Source organism: Aquimarina megaterium XH134 (assembly GCF_000520975.1).
GTDB classification, from domain to species: Bacteria; Bacteroidota; Bacteroidia; order Flavobacteriales; family Flavobacteriaceae; genus Aquimarina; species Aquimarina megaterium.
In genome coordinates, this window is record NZ_JACB01000039.1 from 59,345 (window position 1) to 78,989 (window position 19,645).

17 protein-coding genes are annotated in these 19,645 nt (G+C 32.6%); 12 read left to right on the plus strand and 5 right to left on the minus strand.

Features of this window, described 5'->3' with window-relative positions; translation table 11 throughout:
• Nucleotides 1-37: 37 nt before the first annotated feature.
• Nucleotides 38-487: a hypothetical protein gene (locus Z053_RS0120210; protein WP_025666786.1), complete on the minus strand. Its 450-nt coding sequence runs from the start codon at nt 485-487 to the stop codon at nt 38-40.
• A gap of 447 nt (nt 488-934) precedes the next feature.
• On the opposite strand from Z053_RS0120210, the gene Z053_RS30405 reads away from it, so the two are divergent.
• From Z053_RS30405 to Z053_RS0120235, 5 genes are all read left to right on the plus strand, one after another.
• Nucleotides 935-1,681, plus strand: a complete 747-nt coding sequence (locus Z053_RS30405) for a sensor histidine kinase (protein WP_160170129.1) — start codon at nt 935-937, stop codon at nt 1,679-1,681.
• A 2-nt stretch (nt 1,682-1,683) separates the two neighbouring features.
• A complete protein-coding gene (locus tag Z053_RS0120220; protein WP_025666788.1) occupies nt 1,684-2,451 on the plus strand; it encodes a LytR/AlgR family response regulator transcription factor in 768 nt (255 codons plus the stop codon).
• A 110-nt stretch (nt 2,452-2,561) separates the two neighbouring features.
• Nucleotides 2,562-3,011: an anaerobic ribonucleoside-triphosphate reductase activating protein gene (gene nrdG, locus Z053_RS0120225; protein WP_035096480.1), complete on the plus strand. Its 450-nt coding sequence runs from the start codon at nt 2,562-2,564 to the stop codon at nt 3,009-3,011.
• Between the two features lie 7 nt (nt 3,012-3,018).
• Nucleotides 3,019-4,899 carry an anaerobic ribonucleoside-triphosphate reductase gene (gene nrdD, locus Z053_RS0120230; RefSeq protein WP_025666790.1) on the plus strand — a complete coding sequence of 627 codons (1,881 nt, stop codon included), beginning with the start codon at nt 3,019-3,021 and terminating at the stop codon, nt 4,897-4,899.
• A 137-nt stretch (nt 4,900-5,036) separates the two neighbouring features.
• The gene (locus Z053_RS0120235; protein ID WP_025666791.1) at nt 5,037-6,824 is read left to right on the plus strand and encodes a hypothetical protein; all 1,788 of its coding nucleotides are present in this window, start codon (nt 5,037-5,039) and stop codon (nt 6,822-6,824) included.
• 20 nt (nt 6,825-6,844) lie between these two features.
• Here the strand turns inward: Z053_RS0120235 and Z053_RS0120240 are convergent, their stop codons facing one another.
• A complete protein-coding gene (locus Z053_RS0120240) occupies nt 6,845-7,294 on the minus strand; it encodes an RrF2 family transcriptional regulator (RefSeq protein ID WP_025666792.1) in 450 nt (149 codons plus the stop codon).
• 102 nt (nt 7,295-7,396) lie between these two features.
• On the opposite strand from Z053_RS0120240, the gene Z053_RS30410 reads away from it, so the two are divergent.
• From Z053_RS30410 to Z053_RS0120270, 6 genes are all read left to right on the plus strand, one after another.
• Nucleotides 7,397-7,771, plus strand: a complete 375-nt coding sequence (locus Z053_RS30410; protein WP_051476105.1) for a hypothetical protein — start codon at nt 7,397-7,399, stop codon at nt 7,769-7,771.
• 229 nt (nt 7,772-8,000) lie between these two features.
• Nucleotides 8,001-10,067 (plus strand): TonB-copper family protein, encoded by a 2,067-nt coding sequence (locus Z053_RS0120250; RefSeq protein WP_152538355.1) that lies wholly within the window; start codon nt 8,001-8,003, stop codon nt 10,065-10,067.
• 26 nt (nt 10,068-10,093) lie between these two features.
• On the plus strand, nt 10,094-10,945 hold the full coding sequence (locus tag Z053_RS0120255) for a hypothetical protein (RefSeq protein ID WP_025666795.1): 852 nt from the start codon (nt 10,094-10,096) through the stop codon (nt 10,943-10,945).
• 262 nt (nt 10,946-11,207) lie between these two features.
• Complete coding sequence (gene nadA / locus Z053_RS0120260; RefSeq protein WP_035096481.1) at nt 11,208-12,152, plus strand: quinolinate synthase NadA; 945 nt, start codon at nt 11,208-11,210, stop codon at nt 12,150-12,152.
• Between the two features lie 7 nt (nt 12,153-12,159).
• The gene (gene nadB, locus Z053_RS0120265; RefSeq protein ID WP_025666797.1) at nt 12,160-13,752 is read left to right on the plus strand and encodes an L-aspartate oxidase; all 1,593 of its coding nucleotides are present in this window, start codon (nt 12,160-12,162) and stop codon (nt 13,750-13,752) included.
• 6 nt (nt 13,753-13,758) lie between these two features.
• Nucleotides 13,759-14,382 carry a thioredoxin family protein gene (locus Z053_RS0120270; RefSeq protein ID WP_231389275.1) on the plus strand — a complete coding sequence of 208 codons (624 nt, stop codon included), beginning with the start codon at nt 13,759-13,761 and terminating at the stop codon, nt 14,380-14,382.
• A 64-nt stretch (nt 14,383-14,446) separates the two neighbouring features.
• On the opposite strand, the gene ric is transcribed toward Z053_RS0120270, so the two are convergent.
• The 3 genes from ric to Z053_RS0120285 are packed head-to-tail and all read right to left on the minus strand — an operon-like array spanning nt 14,447 to nt 17,939.
• Nucleotides 14,447-15,196, minus strand: coding sequence for an iron-sulfur cluster repair di-iron protein (ric, locus tag Z053_RS0120275; protein WP_025666799.1), 750 nt, complete (start codon nt 15,194-15,196; stop codon nt 14,447-14,449).
• A gap of 3 nt (nt 15,197-15,199) precedes the next feature.
• Nucleotides 15,200-17,446 (minus strand): nitric-oxide reductase large subunit, encoded by a 2,247-nt coding sequence (locus Z053_RS0120280; RefSeq protein ID WP_025666800.1) that lies wholly within the window; start codon nt 17,444-17,446, stop codon nt 15,200-15,202.
• A 58-nt stretch (nt 17,447-17,504) separates the two neighbouring features.
• Nucleotides 17,505-17,939: an RrF2 family transcriptional regulator gene (locus Z053_RS0120285; protein ID WP_025666801.1), complete on the minus strand. Its 435-nt coding sequence runs from the start codon at nt 17,937-17,939 to the stop codon at nt 17,505-17,507.
• A 218-nt stretch (nt 17,940-18,157) separates the two neighbouring features.
• Between Z053_RS0120285 and nirK the strand changes: the two genes are divergently transcribed.
• Entirely contained in the window at nt 18,158-19,633 is a 1,476-nt protein-coding gene (gene nirK, locus Z053_RS0120290) for a copper-containing nitrite reductase (protein WP_025666802.1), read from the plus strand.
• Nucleotides 19,634-19,645: the final 12 nt, after the last annotated feature.

A 19,645-nucleotide genomic window follows, 5' to 3' on the forward strand; every position in this document is an offset into this window, starting at 1 on the left:
AAAAATCCAATTTGCTAGAGATTGGTTGATGATAGTGTTATCTAGTGTAGCCGGCAGAAATAATATCTTTTTTGATATCATATTCTTTATTGGCATAGCATAATTTAGAATATCCAATCGAGATTTTGTCTGCTGGCTTTATAGTATAAGCTCTTACCATTTCATTTGTGGGATTACCAGGAAAATTAAATGTTGCTTTTACAGCTAAATCAATAGTTCGATCAGTAGTATTTAATAGATAAATAGCATCACCACATTTGTTTGCTTCCTTTTCAATTTTTAAAAAAGAAATAGCTTCTTGACCATACAAATCACCATGTGCATCAAAACCACCATTATTGTTGTCGTATAGTAAATGGTAAATTTCTATATAGGTTAATTCACTAATATCTTTTGAGTTAGAATTTGCCGAAGCATTTTTTTCATTCTTGCAGCTATGAAATAGTATTAAGAAAGAACATAAAAAAAAGAAAACTTTTAATTTCATAAAGCGGTAATTTCTATTAAACAAATTTTTATAATAATATATAACTACTTTTAAAAGGAATTTCTAATAACAAATGTATAGTTTTTAATCTTGGCGTTTCATTTTTTAAATTATAAAAATCTTCCTATATCTATAAAAAATATAGTTTTAACAGCATTAGCTGTTAGCATATTTTTTATTTTAAAAGCCTATACAAATCATTTGGTTAATCAATTTAACTATCCATTTAGTTGGATATTGATTTCTCTAAAAATAAGTATTTCATATTTACTTTGGGTAGTTTTGACACCGCTTGTATATTCTCTGGTAAAAATGCTACAAGATAATAGTACAACTGTTCTATATAAGATTTTAATGTTTACAACTGGTTGTATTGTATTGGCTATTTTTCATCAAATTTTGAGCTCACGAATAGATGATTTTATAAATTACCTTAATAATGGTTATATGAAATCTTTTTTTGGGCGTAATAGTGTAACTGTACTTGTCGTGGGAAGTTTCTCAAGTTTTATAGAATTGCTTGTGATTATTGCTTCTTTTTTAGCGTTGGATTATCAAAAAAAATATATACGAAATCAAAAAGAATTAATTGCGGCACAGTTAAATGCATTACGAATGCAATTGCAACCACATTTTTTGTTTAACACTTTACATTCTATTGCTGCAATGATAGATATTGATACCAAAAATGCACAGAAAATGCTAAGCAAGCTGGGTGGTTTACTACGTAATGTATTAGAATATGATGCAGAACAAATGGTAATGGTAGCCGATGAATTAAATTTCATTAAAAATTATTTGGATTTAGAACAAGTTCGTTATCAAGACAGAGTAACCATAGATTATGATATTTCTGATGATACTTTGGATGTGAAAATTCCGAATATGATTTTTCAGCCTTTAGTAGAAAATGCTGTGAAATACGGGATAATGCCAACGATTGATGATGGAGAAATAGTAATTACAATTAAGCAAGAACATTGTAAAACGCTACAGGAAAATGCTTTGATTTTAGAAATTACAAATACGTATAATTCTAAAAGTACTATAGAGAAACCATTAGGTACAGGGGTTGGCTTAGTGAATATTAGAAAAAGATTACAGCAGTTTTATCAAAATCGTTTTGTGTTTACGTCATATTTTCAAACTAAAGAATTATATGTCGCAAGAATCACAATACCAATTATTACATAGTTATGAGATTACGATACATGATTATAGATGATGAATATTTAGCCAGACAGCGTTTAATTAAGTTGTTAGAAAATTTTGAAGATATTACATTGGTTGGAGAGTGTAGAAATGGAAATGAGGCAATAGAAAAAATTACTTTAAAAGAACCCGATTTAATCTTTTTAGATATACAAATGCCAGATATGAATGGTTTTAATGTTATTTCTCGATTACAACATAAACCTTATGTGATATTTACTACAGCATATGATACTTATGCATTAAAGGCTTTCGAGATAAATGCCGTTGATTATCTTTTAAAACCTTTTGATGAAGAACGATTGCATGTTACTTTAGATCGGGTTTTTGAACTTAAAAAAAGAAAAAAAGCATCAAACCTAGAAGACAAAATAAAAAAACTGATCAGTAATTATGAGTCTAAATCTTCTGATTTCTTAAATGAGATTATAATCCATGAAAAAGGTAGAGATGTAGTTATTAGGATAGATGATATCATCTATTTTAAAAGTGATGGTAATTACGTGCAAATTATTATGCAAGACAAAAGGTATCTGCACAGAATAACAATGAATGCTTTATTTGATAGCTTAGATACATTTCAGTTTTTAAGGATTCATCGTTCTCTAATTGTCAATAAAATATATATAAAATCTTGTAAGTATACCAGCAATAATGAGTATCTGTTAAAGCTAAAAAACAATGAGGAACTTATCTCTTCAAGGTCATACAAACCTTCGATTTCTGATTATTTATCTTCATTAGAAACATAAATTTTCTTCTTGTTAATAACATTTTTAATAACTCATTTCTATTAATTTAAAAAGAGGAATTTCTATTCTTATTTTTATAAAAGATAAAAAGGTCTTTTAATACTGTAATTATGAATTTTTATGATTTTCATATTGTGCTTCAGGAAGTGCCAGGAGAGATAAGCATATGTTTTAGTATTTCCGGATGTCCGTTAAGATGTAAAGGATGTCATTCTCCTTTTTTATGGAAAAAGGGGAGTGGAGAAAAATTAACTAAAAAAAAATATGAAGGTATACTCGACCGATATTCTGGATTTGCGACCTGTGTTGTTTTTATGGGGGGAGAATGGCACAAAAAGGAATTGATAAATTATCTGAAATATGCCAAAGCCAAAGGGTATAGAACCTGTCTTTATACAGGGTTAGAAGAAGTAGATGATAAGATTTTAGATCAATTAACCTGGATTAAAATCGGAAGGTGGAACCAGTCTCTGGGAGGATTAGATAGTGAAACCACTAATCAAGAATTTATAGAAGTAAAAACCAATAAACGACTTAATTACTTATTTATTAAAAATTAAAAAACTCATGATACGACTTTCAGATGATCAAATAGCAAATAAAATTGATTTCATAAACCATTATTTGGATTCTACAAATGCTGCAGATGGTTCCAAAGTAGATGCTAATGCCAATGTAACTTCAAAAAACATTGCAACCATGGAGGCAGAGTTAAATAAAGATATCAATATACAAGTAAATAGAGCCCTGGTAAAACAAAAAATAGCTGCTCTGTTTAGCGATGATCTAGCCGAAGAATATTCTAGACAGATAGAATCCCATGAAATTTATGTGCACGATGAGACTTCATTAAAACCATATTGTGTTTCTATAAGTATGTATCCATTCTTATTAGACGGACTCACAAAATTAGGAGGCGAAAGCAAAGCTCCAAAACATCTGGAGAGTTATTGTGGTGAGTTTGTTAACCTTGTCTTTGCAGTAAGTTCTCAGTTTGCCGGGGCATTGGCTACTGTAGAGTTTTTGATGTATTTTGATCATTTTGCAGTTAAAGATCTTGGAGAAGATTATTTACAAACCCACGAAAAACGTATTGCAAATCATTTACAACATGTGGTCTATGCGATTAATCAACCCGCCGCTGCAAGAGGATACCAATCTGTGTTTTGGAATATTTCTCTATATGATGAAGCCTATTTTAATAGCATGTTTGGCGATTTTGTATTTCCCGATATGACCAAACCAAAATGGGAAAGCGTAAAAAAACTACAAGAATTCTTCATGAAATGGTTTAATAAAGAACGAAAAAGAGCCGTACTTACTTTTCCCGTGGTTACTGCAGCAATGCTTGTAAAAAATAACGTTCCTGTCGATAGAGAATTTACCGAAATGTGTGCACAAGAATTAAGTGAAGGAAATTCGTTTTTTATCTACCAATCCGAAAATGCAGATAGCTTAGCATCCTGTTGTCGTCTACGAAATGAAATTAGTGATAATACTTTTAGTTATTCTTTAGGTGCTGGTGGAGTAGCGACAGGGTCTATAAATGTAATCACTCTTAATATGAATCGGTTGATTCAAAAAAAAGCCAATATTGTTGAAGAAGTTCAAAAAATTCATAAATATCAGGTTGCCTACAGAAAACTTATAGACGAATATAATGAAGCAGGATTACTGCCTGTTTATCAAGCAGGTTTTATAGCATTAGATAAACAATTTTTAACAGTAGGGATTAATGGTATGGTAGAGGCCGCCGAGAGCCAGGGAATCGAAGCAAGCAATAACTCTTTGTATAAGAATTTTGTGAATAGCTATCTAAAAGCAATTTATCAAGAAAATAGAGCAGCAAAAGAAAAATATGGATATATGTTTAACACAGAGTTTGTTCCTGCTGAAAATCTGGGGATAAAAAATGCAAAATGGGACAAAGAAGATGGATTATTTGTACCTAGAGATTGTTATAACTCATATTTCTATGCAGTCGAAGATAATAAAGTAAATTCTCTGGATAAAATAATGTTACACGGTAAAGAGATTATACAATATCTGGATGGCGGTTCTGCACTTCATCTTAACCTTGAAGAAACTCCTAACAAAGACGGATTTATAAAACTAATTCATGCAACAGCTGCCGCAGGATGTAACTATTTCTGTTTTAATATAAGAATTACAATATGTAATAAATGTTCACATATAGACAAGCGCACATTGTTTATATGCAATGAATGCAATTCTCATAATGTAGATCATGCTACAAGAGTAATAGGATACTTAAAACGGGTATCAAACTTTAGTTCGGGCAGGCAGAACGAACATCAATTAAGGCATTATCATATGCAACGTGCAAAACCCGATTTGGTAAATAAGAGAATTGAGATTTTAACAGAAAACCAACCAGAATATGAAATTGATGGTCATGCTCAAAACTTAGAAGTTATTAAAACATGATAATTGTCATATTTAGTTCTGATTCCATTCGTGATTTTTGACAGATACATATGTATAGGTTTAATACTATTATTGGTAGCGTGATGCTATGATTCCAAGACATATGAAGTAACCAATACAAAACTTAATTCGTTATAATGAAACTACATTCATTTCACATTCCTGTAATGGGAATAGGCTTTACTATTGATACTCCACTAAAAGTTTCTCACCTGGGAATAGATTCTGTTATTTCATTGGTCGATGATATTCTTTTAGAAAAACTAAGAAAGATGTATTGTGATACGTTCGAAATTCCATACAATGAAATCACAGAAAGTATAGAAGATTTTAGAGCTAAGAGAATTACTTCTTATCTTAATTTGATGAATGATCTTGCAGAAAGAAAGTTTAATCAACTTAAAAATATTACAACAGAATGTAGTAATGAATTAAAACAATATTTCAATATTTTACCCGATACTTCAGCATTAAAACAACGATTTAAGAATCTTACATCCCATGATTTTAATGGGATCAAAGATTTAATAGAAACAAATTTATCAATGGGTAGTATTGATGTAAATATCATGACCAAAGTTGATAAAGAGAACTATCAAAAAAAAGAGAAACTATCTTCTAAGTACAATGATGCTCATGCAGCACTTAGAGGATATGCCAATAGTGATTTATCTTCATCAGTAATACTTTCTGCAGGAATGAACCCCAGATTGTATAGTTATATGGAAGAGTTTGAAGATTTTTATCCAAACGAGAACGGAGAAATAAAAAAGAAAATAGTTTTAAAAGTAAGTGATTATAGGTCAGCGCTGATACAAGGGAAATTTTTGGCAAAAAAAGGATTGTGGGTTTCAGAATATAGAATCGAATCTGGGCTTAATTGCGGAGGACATGCATTTGCAACAGATGGATATCTTTTGGGACCAATATTAGCTCAGTTTAGAGATCAGAAAGAAGAATTAATTTCTGAAATTCATAAAATTATAGCTGAGGTATTGTCTCGTAAAAACCGACATGTTCCTCAATCTCCTTTGCCAGTTAAAATCACTGCCCAGGGTGGAGTAGGTACAGCAGAAGAACACCAGTTTTTATTAGAGCATTATAAGGTAGATTCTGTAGGATGGGGAACTCCGTTTCTTTTAGTACCAGAGGCAACAACTGTCGATAATAATACATTAGACAAATTGGTAAAAGCTAAAGAAGATGATTTATATTTAAGCGATATCTCTCCTTTAGGAATACCATTTAATAGTCTTAAAGGAAATACAAAAGATCAGGAAAAGCTTTCTTTAGTAGAAAAGAATAGGCCTGGGAGTTCTTGTCCTAAAAAATATGTAGCACTAAACAAAGAATTTACCGAAAAAGGAATATGTACGGCATCACGTCAATATCAACATATAAAAATCAAAGAACTGGATAAAAAGGAACTTTCTCGAGAAGATTATCAAAGGGAATTTGATCAAATTATACAAAAATCATGTACTTGTGTTGGTTTGGGAACTTCTGCATTACTGAAATATAACTTAGATACCAAAGTTGAGGGAGAAGGAGTTTCGATATGCCCTGGGCCCAATATGGCCTATTTCTCTAAAATTATGAGTTTAAAAGAAATAACAAGTCACATTTATGGAGAATCTGATGAGGTTGTGCGAGCAGATCGACCTAACATGTTCATAAAAGAACTGAACATTTATATCGATTATTTAAAAGATAAGCTTGAAGAAACAAGGCATTCTATAAATAATAAGCAGAAAAAATACTTGTCAGTATTTGTTAAAAATCTAAAAGAAGGAGTTTCTTATTATGAAAACATTTTTGGCAGTATAAAAATAGCCTTTGAAAGTTCTAAGTCTCAAATTTTAAATGATTTAGATAATAGCAAAGTGACTTTAAATGAAATAAACTCAGAAATTGATGATTTGTAAATAAAATTCAAATAAAACTGTTATTTCAGGTCAAACCCTTTTAAAGAAATTACAGTTCCTTCTACTTCAATTTCTTCAACAAGTTTAGAAATCGTTTTATCCCTAAATTCATTTAATATTTTTTTCTTAAAAGGTGATACTGTAGAATGCACAGGACAAGGGTTTTTATCACTGCATTTTGATAGTCCCAGAAAACACTTGTCAAATTTATGAGTACCATCAATGCAACAGATAACATCCCAAATCGATTTCTCTTTATTGTTTTTATCCAGAAAAAAACCGCCTCCAGGACCTTTAGTAGAAGAAACTAGTTTATTAGAAGTTAATTGTCTTAATAATTTGGCCAAAAAAGGTTGAGGAGTTTCTAATTCTTCAGCAATTTTTTTCACCCCTATTTTAGTCGTTTCATCAGAATGTATGGCTAGATAAAGTATTGCTCTTATAGCGTATTTACAAGCATTAGATAGCATAATAGCTCTTTTTTTAGATCAAATATAATAAAAAAGATCGTTTTGTCTTTTTTGTGACTTTTATCATATTTTTCTAGCTGTAATAAGGGCTATATTTGCCGCATGAAAAGTACGGTAATCTTATTCGTTGCTCTCCTTATGCTCGTTAAGCCTCTTTGGCCAGTCGGAGAGTATATCATGAATTATGATTATATCGTAAAAAACCTCTGTATAAATAAAGATAGACCCAGATTAAAATGTGATGGTAAATGTTACCTAAAAAAACAATTAGCCAAAGAATCCAATTCAGAAAATAACCCATTCAAAGACAAAAAATCTAAGAATGAGATCCAACATATTGTTTTTTTTCAACTATTACTTGATTTCGATTTAAAAAATGAACCAGAAAACACAGTTGAGAACAATTATAAAACTACACAAGAAATAATTTCCAAATTACTTATTACAGATATCTCTCCACCACCAGAGTTTGGGTAATTCAATATGAACACATTTGGACTTTTTGCATAATGAAGCTTTTTTGAGGAACATAGCTATAGCTAGGTTATGAAAAAAAGTAAAAATTAAGGTGAATAAGAAAAATTTGCAGCAAAAAGTAAAAGCTTACATGAGTTCTATGAGTGTATAGGTTATAAAGGTATAGTATACCTCAACCTCGTGTACACAAACTTATTTATATGTTGAATTATTTCTAAAATATATTCTAATGAAAACCAATATTGGTGTGACCTTTTTGTATAGGATTTTGAGGGCACCGTTTAAAAGGGTAAATATGCTATGGTATATCCTGATTTTTCAAATTACCCCCTGTTGGATTAATGCCCAGGAAGAAATCCTAAATAAAGAACCAGATACCATTATGCCCATCGATTTGGAGGAAGTAATTTTGATATCTGCCAAAAGAGAACTGGATTATCAAAAACAACCTAAACCATTATCGTCTTTAGACGAATATTTAGAGCTTTCACAAAAGGTTGGTATGATAAAAAGAGGAGCCTATGCTTGGGAGCCTGCACTTAATAATATGACATCAGAAAGGCTTTCTGTTACTATAGATGGGATGCGAATTTTTGGTGCGTGTACAGATAAAATGGATCCTATTACCTCTTATGTAGATGTGTCTAATCTTTCTAAAGCTCATGTCGCCTCGGGACAACAAGGGTCAGAATACGGAAACTGTATAGGAGGCGCAATAGATTTAGAGTTGGATAAAAGTAATTTTAGAGAAACAGGATTCAAAGCAAGTTTAGAAGATGGTTTTGAAACTAATAATCAATTGGTGGTTTTAGGAGCAGAAGCTAATTATTCAGATTCTGATTTTTATGTAGATGGAGATATTATTTATCGCAAAGCAGAAAACTATACTGCGGGAAATGGAGAAGAAATCAATTTTTCTCAATACACAAAGTATAATATTTCTGTTAATGCAGGATATAAAATTGATAAAAATAAGGCGATTACGGCAACTACAATTTATGATGAAGCACGAGACGTAGGTTATCCTGCACTACCTATGGATGTTTCTTTGGCACGTGCACTGATCGCATCCGTTGGTTTTGAGCAAACTACTATTGGGGTATTTAGTGATTGGAAGTCCAAAGTGTACTTTAATAAAGTTACTCATGTGATGGATGATTCTAAAAGACCAGATGTGCCTATTCGAATGGATATGCCGGGATGGAGTGATACATATGGATTTTTCTCTGAAGTGAATTTGAAAACCAAAAAACAACACTTTTTGATGAAATGGGATGGGTTTTACAATACCTCTCTTGCAGAAATGACAATGTACCCCAATAACCCCAATGAGAATTCAATGTTCATGCTTACCTGGCCTGATGTACGAACCTGGAACACGGGATTATATGCTGAAGATAAAATTAGTTTTAAAAAAAGTTCTTTAAAACTATCTGCGAGATTAGCTGTACAAAACAATAATGTGGCTGATGATTTTGGACTTAATAGCCTTAGAATTTTTTATCCAGAGATGAAAGAATCTAAAACAAGGGCTCTTAAAAGTGTTTCTGTTCAGTACCATAAACATTTAGATCCTATTCATATCAATGCAGGATTATCCTATGGAGAACGGGCACCATCAGTATCAGAAGGATATGGGTTTTATCTTTTTAATAGTTTCGATAATCATGATTATATAGGTGATCCTAACTTAAAAAATGAACAAGCTATTGAAGCTAATGCTAAAATCTCTTTAGAGAAAGCCAAATTAAACATTGCTCTGGAAGGAAATATTTTTCGAATGCCTAATTACATTATTGGCGAGGTAAATACATCGCTAAGTACAATGACTATTGGTGCAGATGGAGTGAAAATATATGAAAATTTGGAGTATGCTGATTTGATTAATGTGTCTTTAAACACAGAATATAAAATCCTGCCAGAACTTACTTGGTCGGGTTCAGTATCCTATCATCAGGGAAAAGATGATACCGATCGCAATTTACCTTTTATAAGCCCAGTGTCCTATCAATCAGGAATTCGATATAGTAAGAATAGTTTTTCTGGATCAATTACAATGAAAGGAGCTGGAAAACAAGTGAATTTTTCTCCAGAATTTGGCGAAGATAAAACATTAGATTATGTCGTTTTTTCTCTAACCCTTGGTAAGACCTTTTATCTGGCTAATGATTTAGTATATGCCAAAGCCGGAGTAGAAAATATTTTTGATAAATATTATTCAACCTATACAGATTGGAAAAATGTTCCCCGAATGGGACGTAACTTCTTTATCACATTTTCATATAAAATCAATTAAAAAAACATACCATTAAAAATAAACAAATGAAAATCATAAAATTAATTTTTACAGCAATTATACTTTCGACCATTTTTGTCTCATGTAGCTCTGATGATGATGATGAAATTATAGCAAATCCTATGGAGGGATTTAACCTGGTAACCTCTTTTGATGCTAACAATCATTCTATAGAACTGTATTCTAAAAAGAACGATTTTAGCATTGGATATAATGAGGTATACATACGTATTAAAGATATAGCAACAAAAAGCTATGTCTCTCAATCCGAAATTTCTTGGATGCCTATGATGCATATGACACAAATGGAACATTCTTGCCCAAAATCTACTTTGACTGTAACCGAAGATAAGACTGTTTCTAAAGGGTTCATGGTTTTTCAAATGCCCGGAAACGCAAATGAATATTGGGATATTACCATTGCCTATACAATTAATGGAGAGGAATTTACAGCCAAAAAAACTATAGATGTAATATCTCCTGCAGATGGTAAACAAAAAATAAGCACATTTATGGGAAGTGATGGCGCTCGTTATGTTTTGACTATGACTGCACCAACAGAACCAAAAGTAGCAGTAAATGATTTTACTGCTATGCTTTTTAAAATGGAAAATATGATGACTTTTCCTGTAGTAGAAAACTATAAAATCACAATAGATCCTCGTATGCCAAGTATGGGAAATCACAGCTCACCAAACAATGAGAATTTGAGTTATGATGCTGCATCAAAAATGTACAAAGGAAAACTATCTTTAACCATGACAGGATATTGGAAAATTAACTTAAAACTATTAAACGAATCTCAAGAAGTGCTGAAAGGAGAGGATGTCACCACAGATAACCTTGAAAGCAGTTTATTTTTTGAAATTGAATTTTAACGTTCTTTTTTCTTTTTATGAAATGAGCCATAACAATAGAGTGAATACCAGCCGGGATGTTCAATGGTGAATTCCATATGACAATTAAAAAACAATAAAAAAGAACAGATGACAGGCCATTCGAAAGAGTGGCCTTTTTTATATGAAAAGATAAATGCTAAGCGCTTAGAGTACTAAATTTTATAAAAAAAGACTTTTTTATCTTTAATTATGATTTTTATCATAGTATTCAGATATAAAGACCTCTATTTTTCGCAGTGTAATGAATACTATAGTAAAAGTGGAGTTAAAAGAAAAAATAAGTAAAGTAAAGAAAGATAAAAATGCTGTAATCCTTGCACATTATTATCAACGACCAGAAATACAGGAAGTTGCTGATTATGTTGGGGATAGTTTGGGATTATCTCAAAAAGCAGCAGAAATTGATGCAGATATTATTGTTTTTGCAGGTGTGCACTTTATGGCAGAAACTGCAAAAATTCTTAACCCAACAAAAAAAGTAGTTTTGCCGGATTTAACAGCCGGATGCTCTTTGGCAGATTCGTGCCCCCCAGATGCATTTGGTTCTTTTGTAGCATCACATCCTGATCATACTGTGATTACCTATATCAATTGTTCGGCAGAAATTAAAGCAATGAGCGATTTGGTTTGTACCTCTTCTAATGCCCTTAAAATTGTAGAATCGGTACCAAAGGATGTCCCTATTATTTTTGCTCCGGATAAGAACCTGGGTAAATACATCATACAACAAACCGGCAGAGATATGTTGCTTTGGGATGGTAGTTGTATAGTACACGAAGCATTCTGTATTGATAAACTATTGGATTTATATCAAGACCATCCAGGGTCGGTAATTATAGCACATCCAGAATCTGAAGAGCATATTTTGAAAACTGCAAAGTATATAGGTTCTACTGCCGGAATGATAAACTATGTAAAAGAACATCCAAAAGAGAAATTTATAGTAGCTACAGAGGCAGGTATTTTACATGAAATGAAAAAGGAAGTACCAGATACAATCTTGATTCCGGCTCCGACCGAAGAAGATAATACTTGTGCTTGTAGTGAGTGTAGTTATATGAAGGTAAATACACTTCAGAAATTGTATGATTGCCTACTTAATGAAACTCCCGAAATAAATGTAGCAGAACATATAAGGCAAAAAGCATTAACTCCAATTGTTCGAATGTTAGAACTTTCCAAATAAAAGAATAATGATATCGGTAGATTATTTAGTAATTGGATCAGGTGCAGCTGGATTAACTTTTGCAGTTAAAATAGCAGAAAAATTTAAAGATAAAAAAGTTTGTATAGTCACAAAGGCAGATGATGACGAATCTAATACAAAATATGCCCAGGGAGGTGTAGCTGTTGTATTAGATACCGAAGAAGACTCTTTTCAAAAACATATACAAGATACTTTGATTGCCGGTGATGGTTTATGCAATCCTGAAGTAGTTAAAATGGTCGTTAAAGAAGGCCCCAAAAGACTTAACGATCTAATACAATGGGGTGCTAATTTTGATTTAGATTATAATGGGAATTTAGACCTTGGTAAAGAAGGAGGGCATTCTGAATATCGTATTGTTCACCATAAAGATATTACAGGTCGCGAAATAGAAACAGCATTACTAGCTCGTATTCATCAATTGCCAAATGTTAACATATTGAGTCATCATTTTGCGATCGATCTGATCACAGAACACCAATTACAAATACAAGATCACGAAAATATTTCTTGCTATGGAGCTTATGTTTTGAATCAAAAAACAGGAGAAAAAAAAACGATAAAAGCTACAGTAACATTATTAGCAACAGGAGGCATTGGCAAAATATATGGTCATACTACTAATCCGGTTATAGCAACAGGTGATGGCATTGCGATGGCATACAGAGCAAAGGCAAGAATTAAAGATATGGAATTTGTTCAGTTTCATCCAACGGCATTATACGAGAAGAAAGATGGGCAATCTTTCCTAATTTCTGAAGCGGTAAGAGGTTTTGGTGCATATCTGAGAAATAAGAATGGACATAGATTTATGTTAGATTATGATGAAAGAGGAGAACTTGCTTCTCGAGATATTGTTTCGAAAAGTATTGATAATGAACTTAAAAAATCCGGAGATTCCTATGTGTATTTAGACTGTACTCATCTTGAGATAGAGGATTTTAAAAAACATTTTCCTACGATTTATAAAAAATGCATAGCCAATCATATTAACATAGAAAAAGATTGGATTCCAGTGGTTCCGGCATCTCATTATTTATGTGGTGGTATTGAAGTTGATAAAAATGGTATGACCTCTATTCAAAATTTATTTGCCTGCGGAGAATGTTCGAGAACAGGTTTGCATGGAGCCAATAGATTAGCTTCAAACTCTTTGCTAGAAGCTTTAGTGTATGCGCATAACAGCTACCAATACCTTTGTTCTAATCCTATACAATCTGATTCACTAGCTATTCCTGATTGGAATGATCAGGGAACCCATGTCAATAAAGAACATATCATTATAAAACATAATACCAGGCAACTACAAGCTTTAATGAGAGATTATGTAGGTATTGTACGTAGTAATCATCGTTTGATAAAAGCTAAAGAACATTTGGATTTAATGTATAGAGAAGTAGAAGAATTATATAAAGATTCGAAGATAAATACGGCATTATGTGAATTACGAAACATGATTAATATTGCGCACTTAATTATTGGACAATCTTTAGAAAGAAAAGAAAATAAAGGAGGGTATTTTAATATAGATAATAGTGCTTTTCCAGAAATTACAGAAATACAGAATCCCCTAATATAGTATGATATGATAAATGAAATAATTAAAGAAAGTATAGCCAAAGGAATTTCTTATATAACATATGTTGAATTGGTAAATCGCCTTGTTATAGAAGAAGCTACAACGGGAACAGAACAAACTCAACAACGTATAGACTTTACCAAATTAAATGCAAGTAGAATGCGAAGGCTTGATAAGACTCTTGTCATACCAGAGCCATCCAAACAAGTTTTTCGAGATATGAAAGAAAAACAAACCTGGCTTGTTCTTATAGAAAGTTGGTGTGCAGATGGAGCACAAACCATTCCTGTCTTAAATAAAATAGCAGAAGCTTCACCTGCAATTGATTTGAAAATTTTATTACGGGATGATAATCCTGAGTTTATGGATCTTTTTTTGACAAACGGAACACGCTCTATACCTAGACTAGTGATAGTAGATAATAGCGGTAATGTTTTAAATACATGGGGCCCAAGATCACAAGTAGCTACTAATATGGTTCTGGCTTACAAAAAGGAAAATGGAAAAATAGATGACACTTTTAAAAAATCTCTACAAGTTTGGTATAATAAAAATAAAGGAGAAGCTATTATTGATGATCTTGTGAATATAGTTGAAGATTTACTTACGTTAGAAAAAGATTTTGATTAAATAGCTCTTGATTATTTATAAAAAACTTCCGAAAAAACGTTTTTCGGAAGTTTTTTAAATGATATTAATCTTCAATAGAAGGCTTTGACCCTTCTACAATCCTCTTTTCCATTTCTATTGCTTTTGGAAATAAAATATTATTTTCTAGATGGATATGTAAATGTAAGTCCTTTTCAAATTCCTCTAACATTGAAAAAGTAACATTATAGGTATTGCAAGCATCTTCGGGAGGGGTATAATGATTTGATAACCCTGAAATTTTTCGAAACCGTACTCCTTCGTTATCATGTTCCTGCATCATCATCGAGATAGGGTTTTCTACAGTTCCAAAATGTGGTCGTTGCACGTTATGCTCCTGTTCTAGACTTTTTGTCATTTTTCTAACAAAAGGAAACAGTATAATTTCTTCTTTTTTCATATGTTGCGCAAGTTCACCAGAGGCTTCACTAAATAAAGTATGAATTTCTAACAATTCTGGATGACGCCCTCCATGTACTTTGCAGAGTTTTTCTAAATATTGACGTAGTATTGGTATTTTTTCCTCTACATAACGGTGATGTTTCTTTTCTATATAATCTGCTAATAGATCAAGTGGCCAGGATTGATAATCAATAACAATATCATCTTTTTGAGTTAAAACATCATTTAAGTTCTCCAGAAGAGATTCAACTTCAATCTTGTTTTTGTTGCAAACCTCTTCTAATGTTCTGTCTCCTCTACAGCAAAAATCAATTCCATATTTTGAAAAAACAGCAGCAGTTCGATAATCTTTTGCAACGAATTGCCCTACCTTAGTTTTTATTAATTTATCCATAATTTATTTATTTAAGATTGTTTTATTTTTTAATGTTAAATCAAATACAAACCAACAAATGGTTACCATACCAATTGCAAAAATGATATCTCCTATAGATCGTAACCATTTTAGGATGATCATTCCCGGATGTTGCATAAATTCGGCAGAGCGAGCATACCACATTCCATGTTCTATACTTTCAAGTGCTTGCCATACACCCATAGGTAATAAGCTTAATAGTGCCATCGCTAATAATCCAATATTTAAAGACCAAAAGGAGATTTTTAATAATTTTTCATTCCAGCGTATATCTCTATAAAGGCTTCTTAGAACAAATAACATTAACCCGATTCCTAAGGTTCCGTATACTCCATATAAAGCAGTATGACTATGAAGAGGTGTAGTATTTAATCCCTGTACATAATATAATGCAATCGGTGGGTTGATGATAAAACCAAAAATACCTGCCCCGAGAAAATTCCAAAAGGCTACAGCAACCATAAAATATATGGGCCACTTATAATCTTTAAGCCAACGTGTTGCTTTAGACAATTTGTAATTGTGATATGCTTCGTAACCAATAAGCGTAAGGGGTACGATTTCTAGTGCACTAAATGTAGCACCCAAAGCCATTACAGCAGTAGGTGTTCCTGAAAAATAAATATGATGAAAAGTTCCTAAAATTCCACCAGATAAAAATATTATAGTAGCAAACAATACATTGTGTATTGCAGTTTTTGTTTTTAGAAGTCCTAATCGTACAAATAAAAAGGCGATAACCACAGTAGCAAAAACCTCAAAAAAGCCTTCTACCCATAGATGTACAACCCACCATCTCCAATATTCGGCTATTGCCAGATTGGTTTGTCTACCCCACATAAGTCCTGCTCCATAGAACATAGCTATAGCAATACAGGATATCAAAAACATGATAATGAGATTTTTTTCTTCGGTTTTTTTCTTCAATACAGGCAATAGTGGTCTGGCCATTAAGGCTAACCATAAAAATAACCCTATAAGTAGAAAAATTTGCCAAAACCGACCCAGATCAACATATTCATACCCCTGATGACCAAACCAAAAGTTTTCTACGAGATTTAGTTTTTGCATTACCCCAAGCCATTGCCCAAACATCGAACCTGCTACAATAATTAAAAGAGCAATAAATAGAAAATTAACACCAAATACCTGAAATTTTGGATCTTTACCAGATATTGAGGGAGCAATATACAATCCTGTTGCTAACCACGCTGTAGCTATCCAAAAGATAGCTAATTGAGTATGCCAGCTACGAGTAACCGAATAGGGGAGAATCTGATCCAAAGGAATGCCATAAAAACCATCTCCTTCTACGCCATAATGTGCAGTAACAATACCTAACAACATTTGCACAACCATAAGAAGGCTTACTACCCAAAAATATTTTTTTACCAGGCACATAGAAGGAGTTATTCCTTGTCTTAATAGAGGATCTTCTACAGGAGCAGGAATATGTTCATCTTCTCCCGATTTCACATGATAAAATACCATTATTCCGATAGACATGATCAAAAGAACAATACTCACTCCCGACCAGGTAAATAGACTTTTGGTAGGCACATTACCTACTAATTCTTCTGCCGGCCAGTTATGAGTATAAGAAATATTCTCGTCTGGTCTTTGTGTAACTGTTGCCCAGGTTGCCCAAAAGAAAAATGCATTCATTTTTTGCATTCGTTCTTCACTTTTAATAGTATTTTTTGGGATAGCATAGTCTGATCGTAATTGATCAAATTTGGGATCATCGGTAAACAAACCTTTATAGTAATTACTTAAATGCTGTATTGCCCTGATCCTTTCTTCTGAAATAGTGATCGATTTATTTGTTTCATTGTACGTATTAGCTCGTAGGTCTTTTTGTAATCGTACCTTTAAAGCAGCTTGTTGCTCTGCATTTATGAGCTTATAGTTTGTATTAAAATCTCTTTGTGCGTAAATATCTAAGATAAATAGTGCCTCTCGATGAAGCCAGTCTGCGGTCCAATCTGGAGCGACATAAGCACCATGTCCCCAAACTGATCCTATTTCTTGCCCACCAATACTTTGCCAAATGTTTTGCCCATCTTTAATCTGAGAATTAGTAAAAATAATATCGCCACTGGGCGAAATAATTTTGTCGGGTATTGGAGGTGCTTTTTGATAAATCTCGTAACCGTAATACCCTAATACGCTAAAGGAGATTAGTAATACTGCTGCAAGTCCCAGCCATAATTTTTTTTCTTTTTTCATGAGATAGTAGTTAAAATTTTAATTCGGACAATTTTATCCTATTTAATAATAAATTTTTTTAGGTTCTTAAATATGAAGCTCCAGATTTGATCCCAAGAGCTAATTCTTCGAGATTGGTAGATTCCAACATTTTCTTTAATTCTTCTCTTACTGCAGCGAATTTATGATGAACAGGGCATGGATGATCTTCTGAGCATTTATTAAGACCCAGACCACAGCCAATATAAATACTATCCCCATCTATGGCATCAACAATTTCTGCAAGTTGTATAGATGCTATTTTATGTTTTTCTATTTCGAAACCGCCAGCGGCACCTTTTACAGAATTAACTATATTGTTTTTAGCTAGTTTTTGAAGAATCTTTGCAGTAAATGCTTCTGGAGAATTAATTTTGGCTGCAATATCTTTGAGACTTACTCGCTCTCCTTGATAAGATTTTAAGGCAATAAAAATAGCAGCTTTAATTCCGTATTCGCAGGCTTTCGAAAACATTCTATTCAAAAATTGATTACACTGCAAAATTAGCAATTATTTAATTAGGATAAAAATATCCGAATTAAATAATTGCAAAACTTTTACACTTAGATTTTAACAAAAGATTAATTAGTGCGAAAATATGATATTTATCATATTTCATGTGCTGTAGTAATTCTTATTTTTACAAAATAAAAGACAAAAAAGTCTTTTATTAAAAGTAAAATAGTAAGAATATGAAATCAAAAAAACCATTTGTATTGTTATCTAGTACAGGATTGTTTATAGGCATTTTATTAATGATCCTATCTGCCTGCTCACAAAATAAGGAAGCAGAGGAAAAGAATTACCTGGGACCAGAAGGTATTCCTGTAAGTCAGGAAATGATTGCAGAATTAACTTCACCTCCTAATGTTCCTGGACCTACAGGAAGAAGAAAAGCGAAGAAACTCATAGTAAATATGGAGGTCTTAGAAGAAGAAGGAGAGATGGCAGATGGTGTAAAATATGTATATTGGACATTTGGAGGTTCGGTACCTGGAAGTTTTATAAGGACCAAAATAGGAGATGAAGTAGAGTTTCACTTAAAAAATCATCCGGATAATAAATTACCTCATAATATAGACTTACACGCCGTAACGGGCCCAGGGGGTGGTGCAACTTCTTCTTTTGTAGCTCCTGGACACGAAGCTCAGTTTTCTTTTAAAGTGCTAAACCCAGGCTTATATGTATACCACTGTGCAACAGCTCCAGTAGGAATGCACATCGCTAATGGGATGTATGGGTTAATACTTGTTGAGCCCGAAGAAGGCCTTCCTCCGGTAGATAAAGAATATTATGTAATGCAAGGAGATTTTTATACCAAAGGAGAAAACGGAGATAGAGGATTACAGCCTTTTGATATGAAAAAAGCTGTTGATGAAGATGCAGATTATGTGGTTTTTAATGGAAAAGTTGGCTCGTTAACAGGTGATAATGCTATTACAGCAAATGTTGGAGAAACTGTTAGGTTATATGTTGGTAACGGGGGACCAAATCTTGTATCATCTTTTCATGTTATCGGTGAAATTTTTGATGTCGTTAGGGTAGAAGGTGGTGATCTTATTAATACCAATGTGCAAACTACTCTGGTTCCTGCAGGGGGTGCAGCTATTGTAGAATTTAAAGTTGATGTCCCGGGAACCTTCATTTTAGTGGATCACTCTATTTTTAGAGCCTTTAATAAAGGTGCTTTAGGAATGCTCAAAGTACAAGGCGAAGAGAACAAGAAAATCTATTCGGGTAAAGAGGAAGAAGGAGTGTACCAACCCGAAGGAAGTGGAATCCAGGAAATGCCTGTTGATAAGGATGTTGTACAAACCGAAGAAACGGCAAAATCACTTCAAGAAAAAATGGAGTTCGGTAAAGCCACCTATATGAGAACTTGTTTTGCATGTCATCAAGCCGAAGGACAAGGAATCCCTAATGCTTTTCCACCTCTGGCTAAATCAGATTATCTAAATGCAGATCTAAATCGCGCAATCGATATTATTTTACATGGAAAAACAGGTGAAATAACTGTAAATGGTGTAAAATATAATAGTGTGATGACTAAACAGGATTTAACCGATGAAGAAGTGGCCAATGTGCTTACTTATATATATAACAGTTGGGGAAATTCGAAAAAAGAAGTTACACCTTCAATAGTTGCTAGTAGAAGAAACGCACATTAAAAATTAGAATAA

Excerpts from the sequence above, each read along its gene's own strand:
- nadA (WP_035096481.1), top strand. The coding sequence starts at position 11,208 with ATGAATACTATAGTAAAAGTGGAGTTAAAAGAAAAAATAAGTAAAGTA.
- nadB (WP_025666797.1), top strand. The coding sequence starts at position 12,160 with ATGATATCGGTAGATTATTTAGTAATTGGATCAGGTGCAGCTGGATTA.
- Z053_RS0120250 (WP_152538355.1), top strand. The coding sequence starts at position 8,001 with ATGAAAACCAATATTGGTGTGACCTTTTTGTATAGGATTTTGAGGGCA.
- Z053_RS30405 (WP_160170129.1), top strand. The coding sequence starts at position 935 with ATGAAATCTTTTTTTGGGCGTAATAGTGTAACTGTACTTGTCGTGGGA.
- nirK (WP_025666802.1), top strand. The coding sequence starts at position 18,158 with ATGAAATCAAAAAAACCATTTGTATTGTTATCTAGTACAGGATTGTTT.
- Z053_RS0120285 (WP_025666801.1), bottom strand. The coding sequence starts at position 17,939 with ATGTTTTCGAAAGCCTGCGAATACGGAATTAAAGCTGCTATTTTTATT.
- Z053_RS30410 (WP_051476105.1), top strand. The coding sequence starts at position 7,397 with ATGAAAAGTACGGTAATCTTATTCGTTGCTCTCCTTATGCTCGTTAAG.
- Z053_RS0120210 (WP_025666786.1), bottom strand. The coding sequence starts at position 487 with ATGAAATTAAAAGTTTTCTTTTTTTTATGTTCTTTCTTAATACTATTT.
- ric (WP_025666799.1), bottom strand. The coding sequence starts at position 15,196 with ATGGATAAATTAATAAAAACTAAGGTAGGGCAATTCGTTGCAAAAGAT.
- nrdG (WP_035096480.1), top strand. The coding sequence starts at position 2,562 with ATGAATTTTTATGATTTTCATATTGTGCTTCAGGAAGTGCCAGGAGAG.
- Z053_RS0120240 (WP_025666792.1), bottom strand. The coding sequence starts at position 7,294 with ATGCTATCTAATGCTTGTAAATACGCTATAAGAGCAATACTTTATCTA.
- Z053_RS0120270 (WP_231389275.1), top strand. The coding sequence starts at position 13,759 with ATGATAAATGAAATAATTAAAGAAAGTATAGCCAAAGGAATTTCTTAT.
- Z053_RS0120220 (WP_025666788.1), top strand. The coding sequence starts at position 1,684 with ATGAGATTACGATACATGATTATAGATGATGAATATTTAGCCAGACAG.
- Z053_RS0120280 (WP_025666800.1), bottom strand. The coding sequence starts at position 17,446 with ATGAAAAAAGAAAAAAAATTATGGCTGGGACTTGCAGCAGTATTACTA.
- Z053_RS0120235 (WP_025666791.1), top strand. The coding sequence starts at position 5,037 with ATGAAACTACATTCATTTCACATTCCTGTAATGGGAATAGGCTTTACT.
- Z053_RS0120255 (WP_025666795.1), top strand. The coding sequence starts at position 10,094 with ATGAAAATCATAAAATTAATTTTTACAGCAATTATACTTTCGACCATT.
- nrdD (WP_025666790.1), top strand. The coding sequence starts at position 3,019 with ATGATACGACTTTCAGATGATCAAATAGCAAATAAAATTGATTTCATA.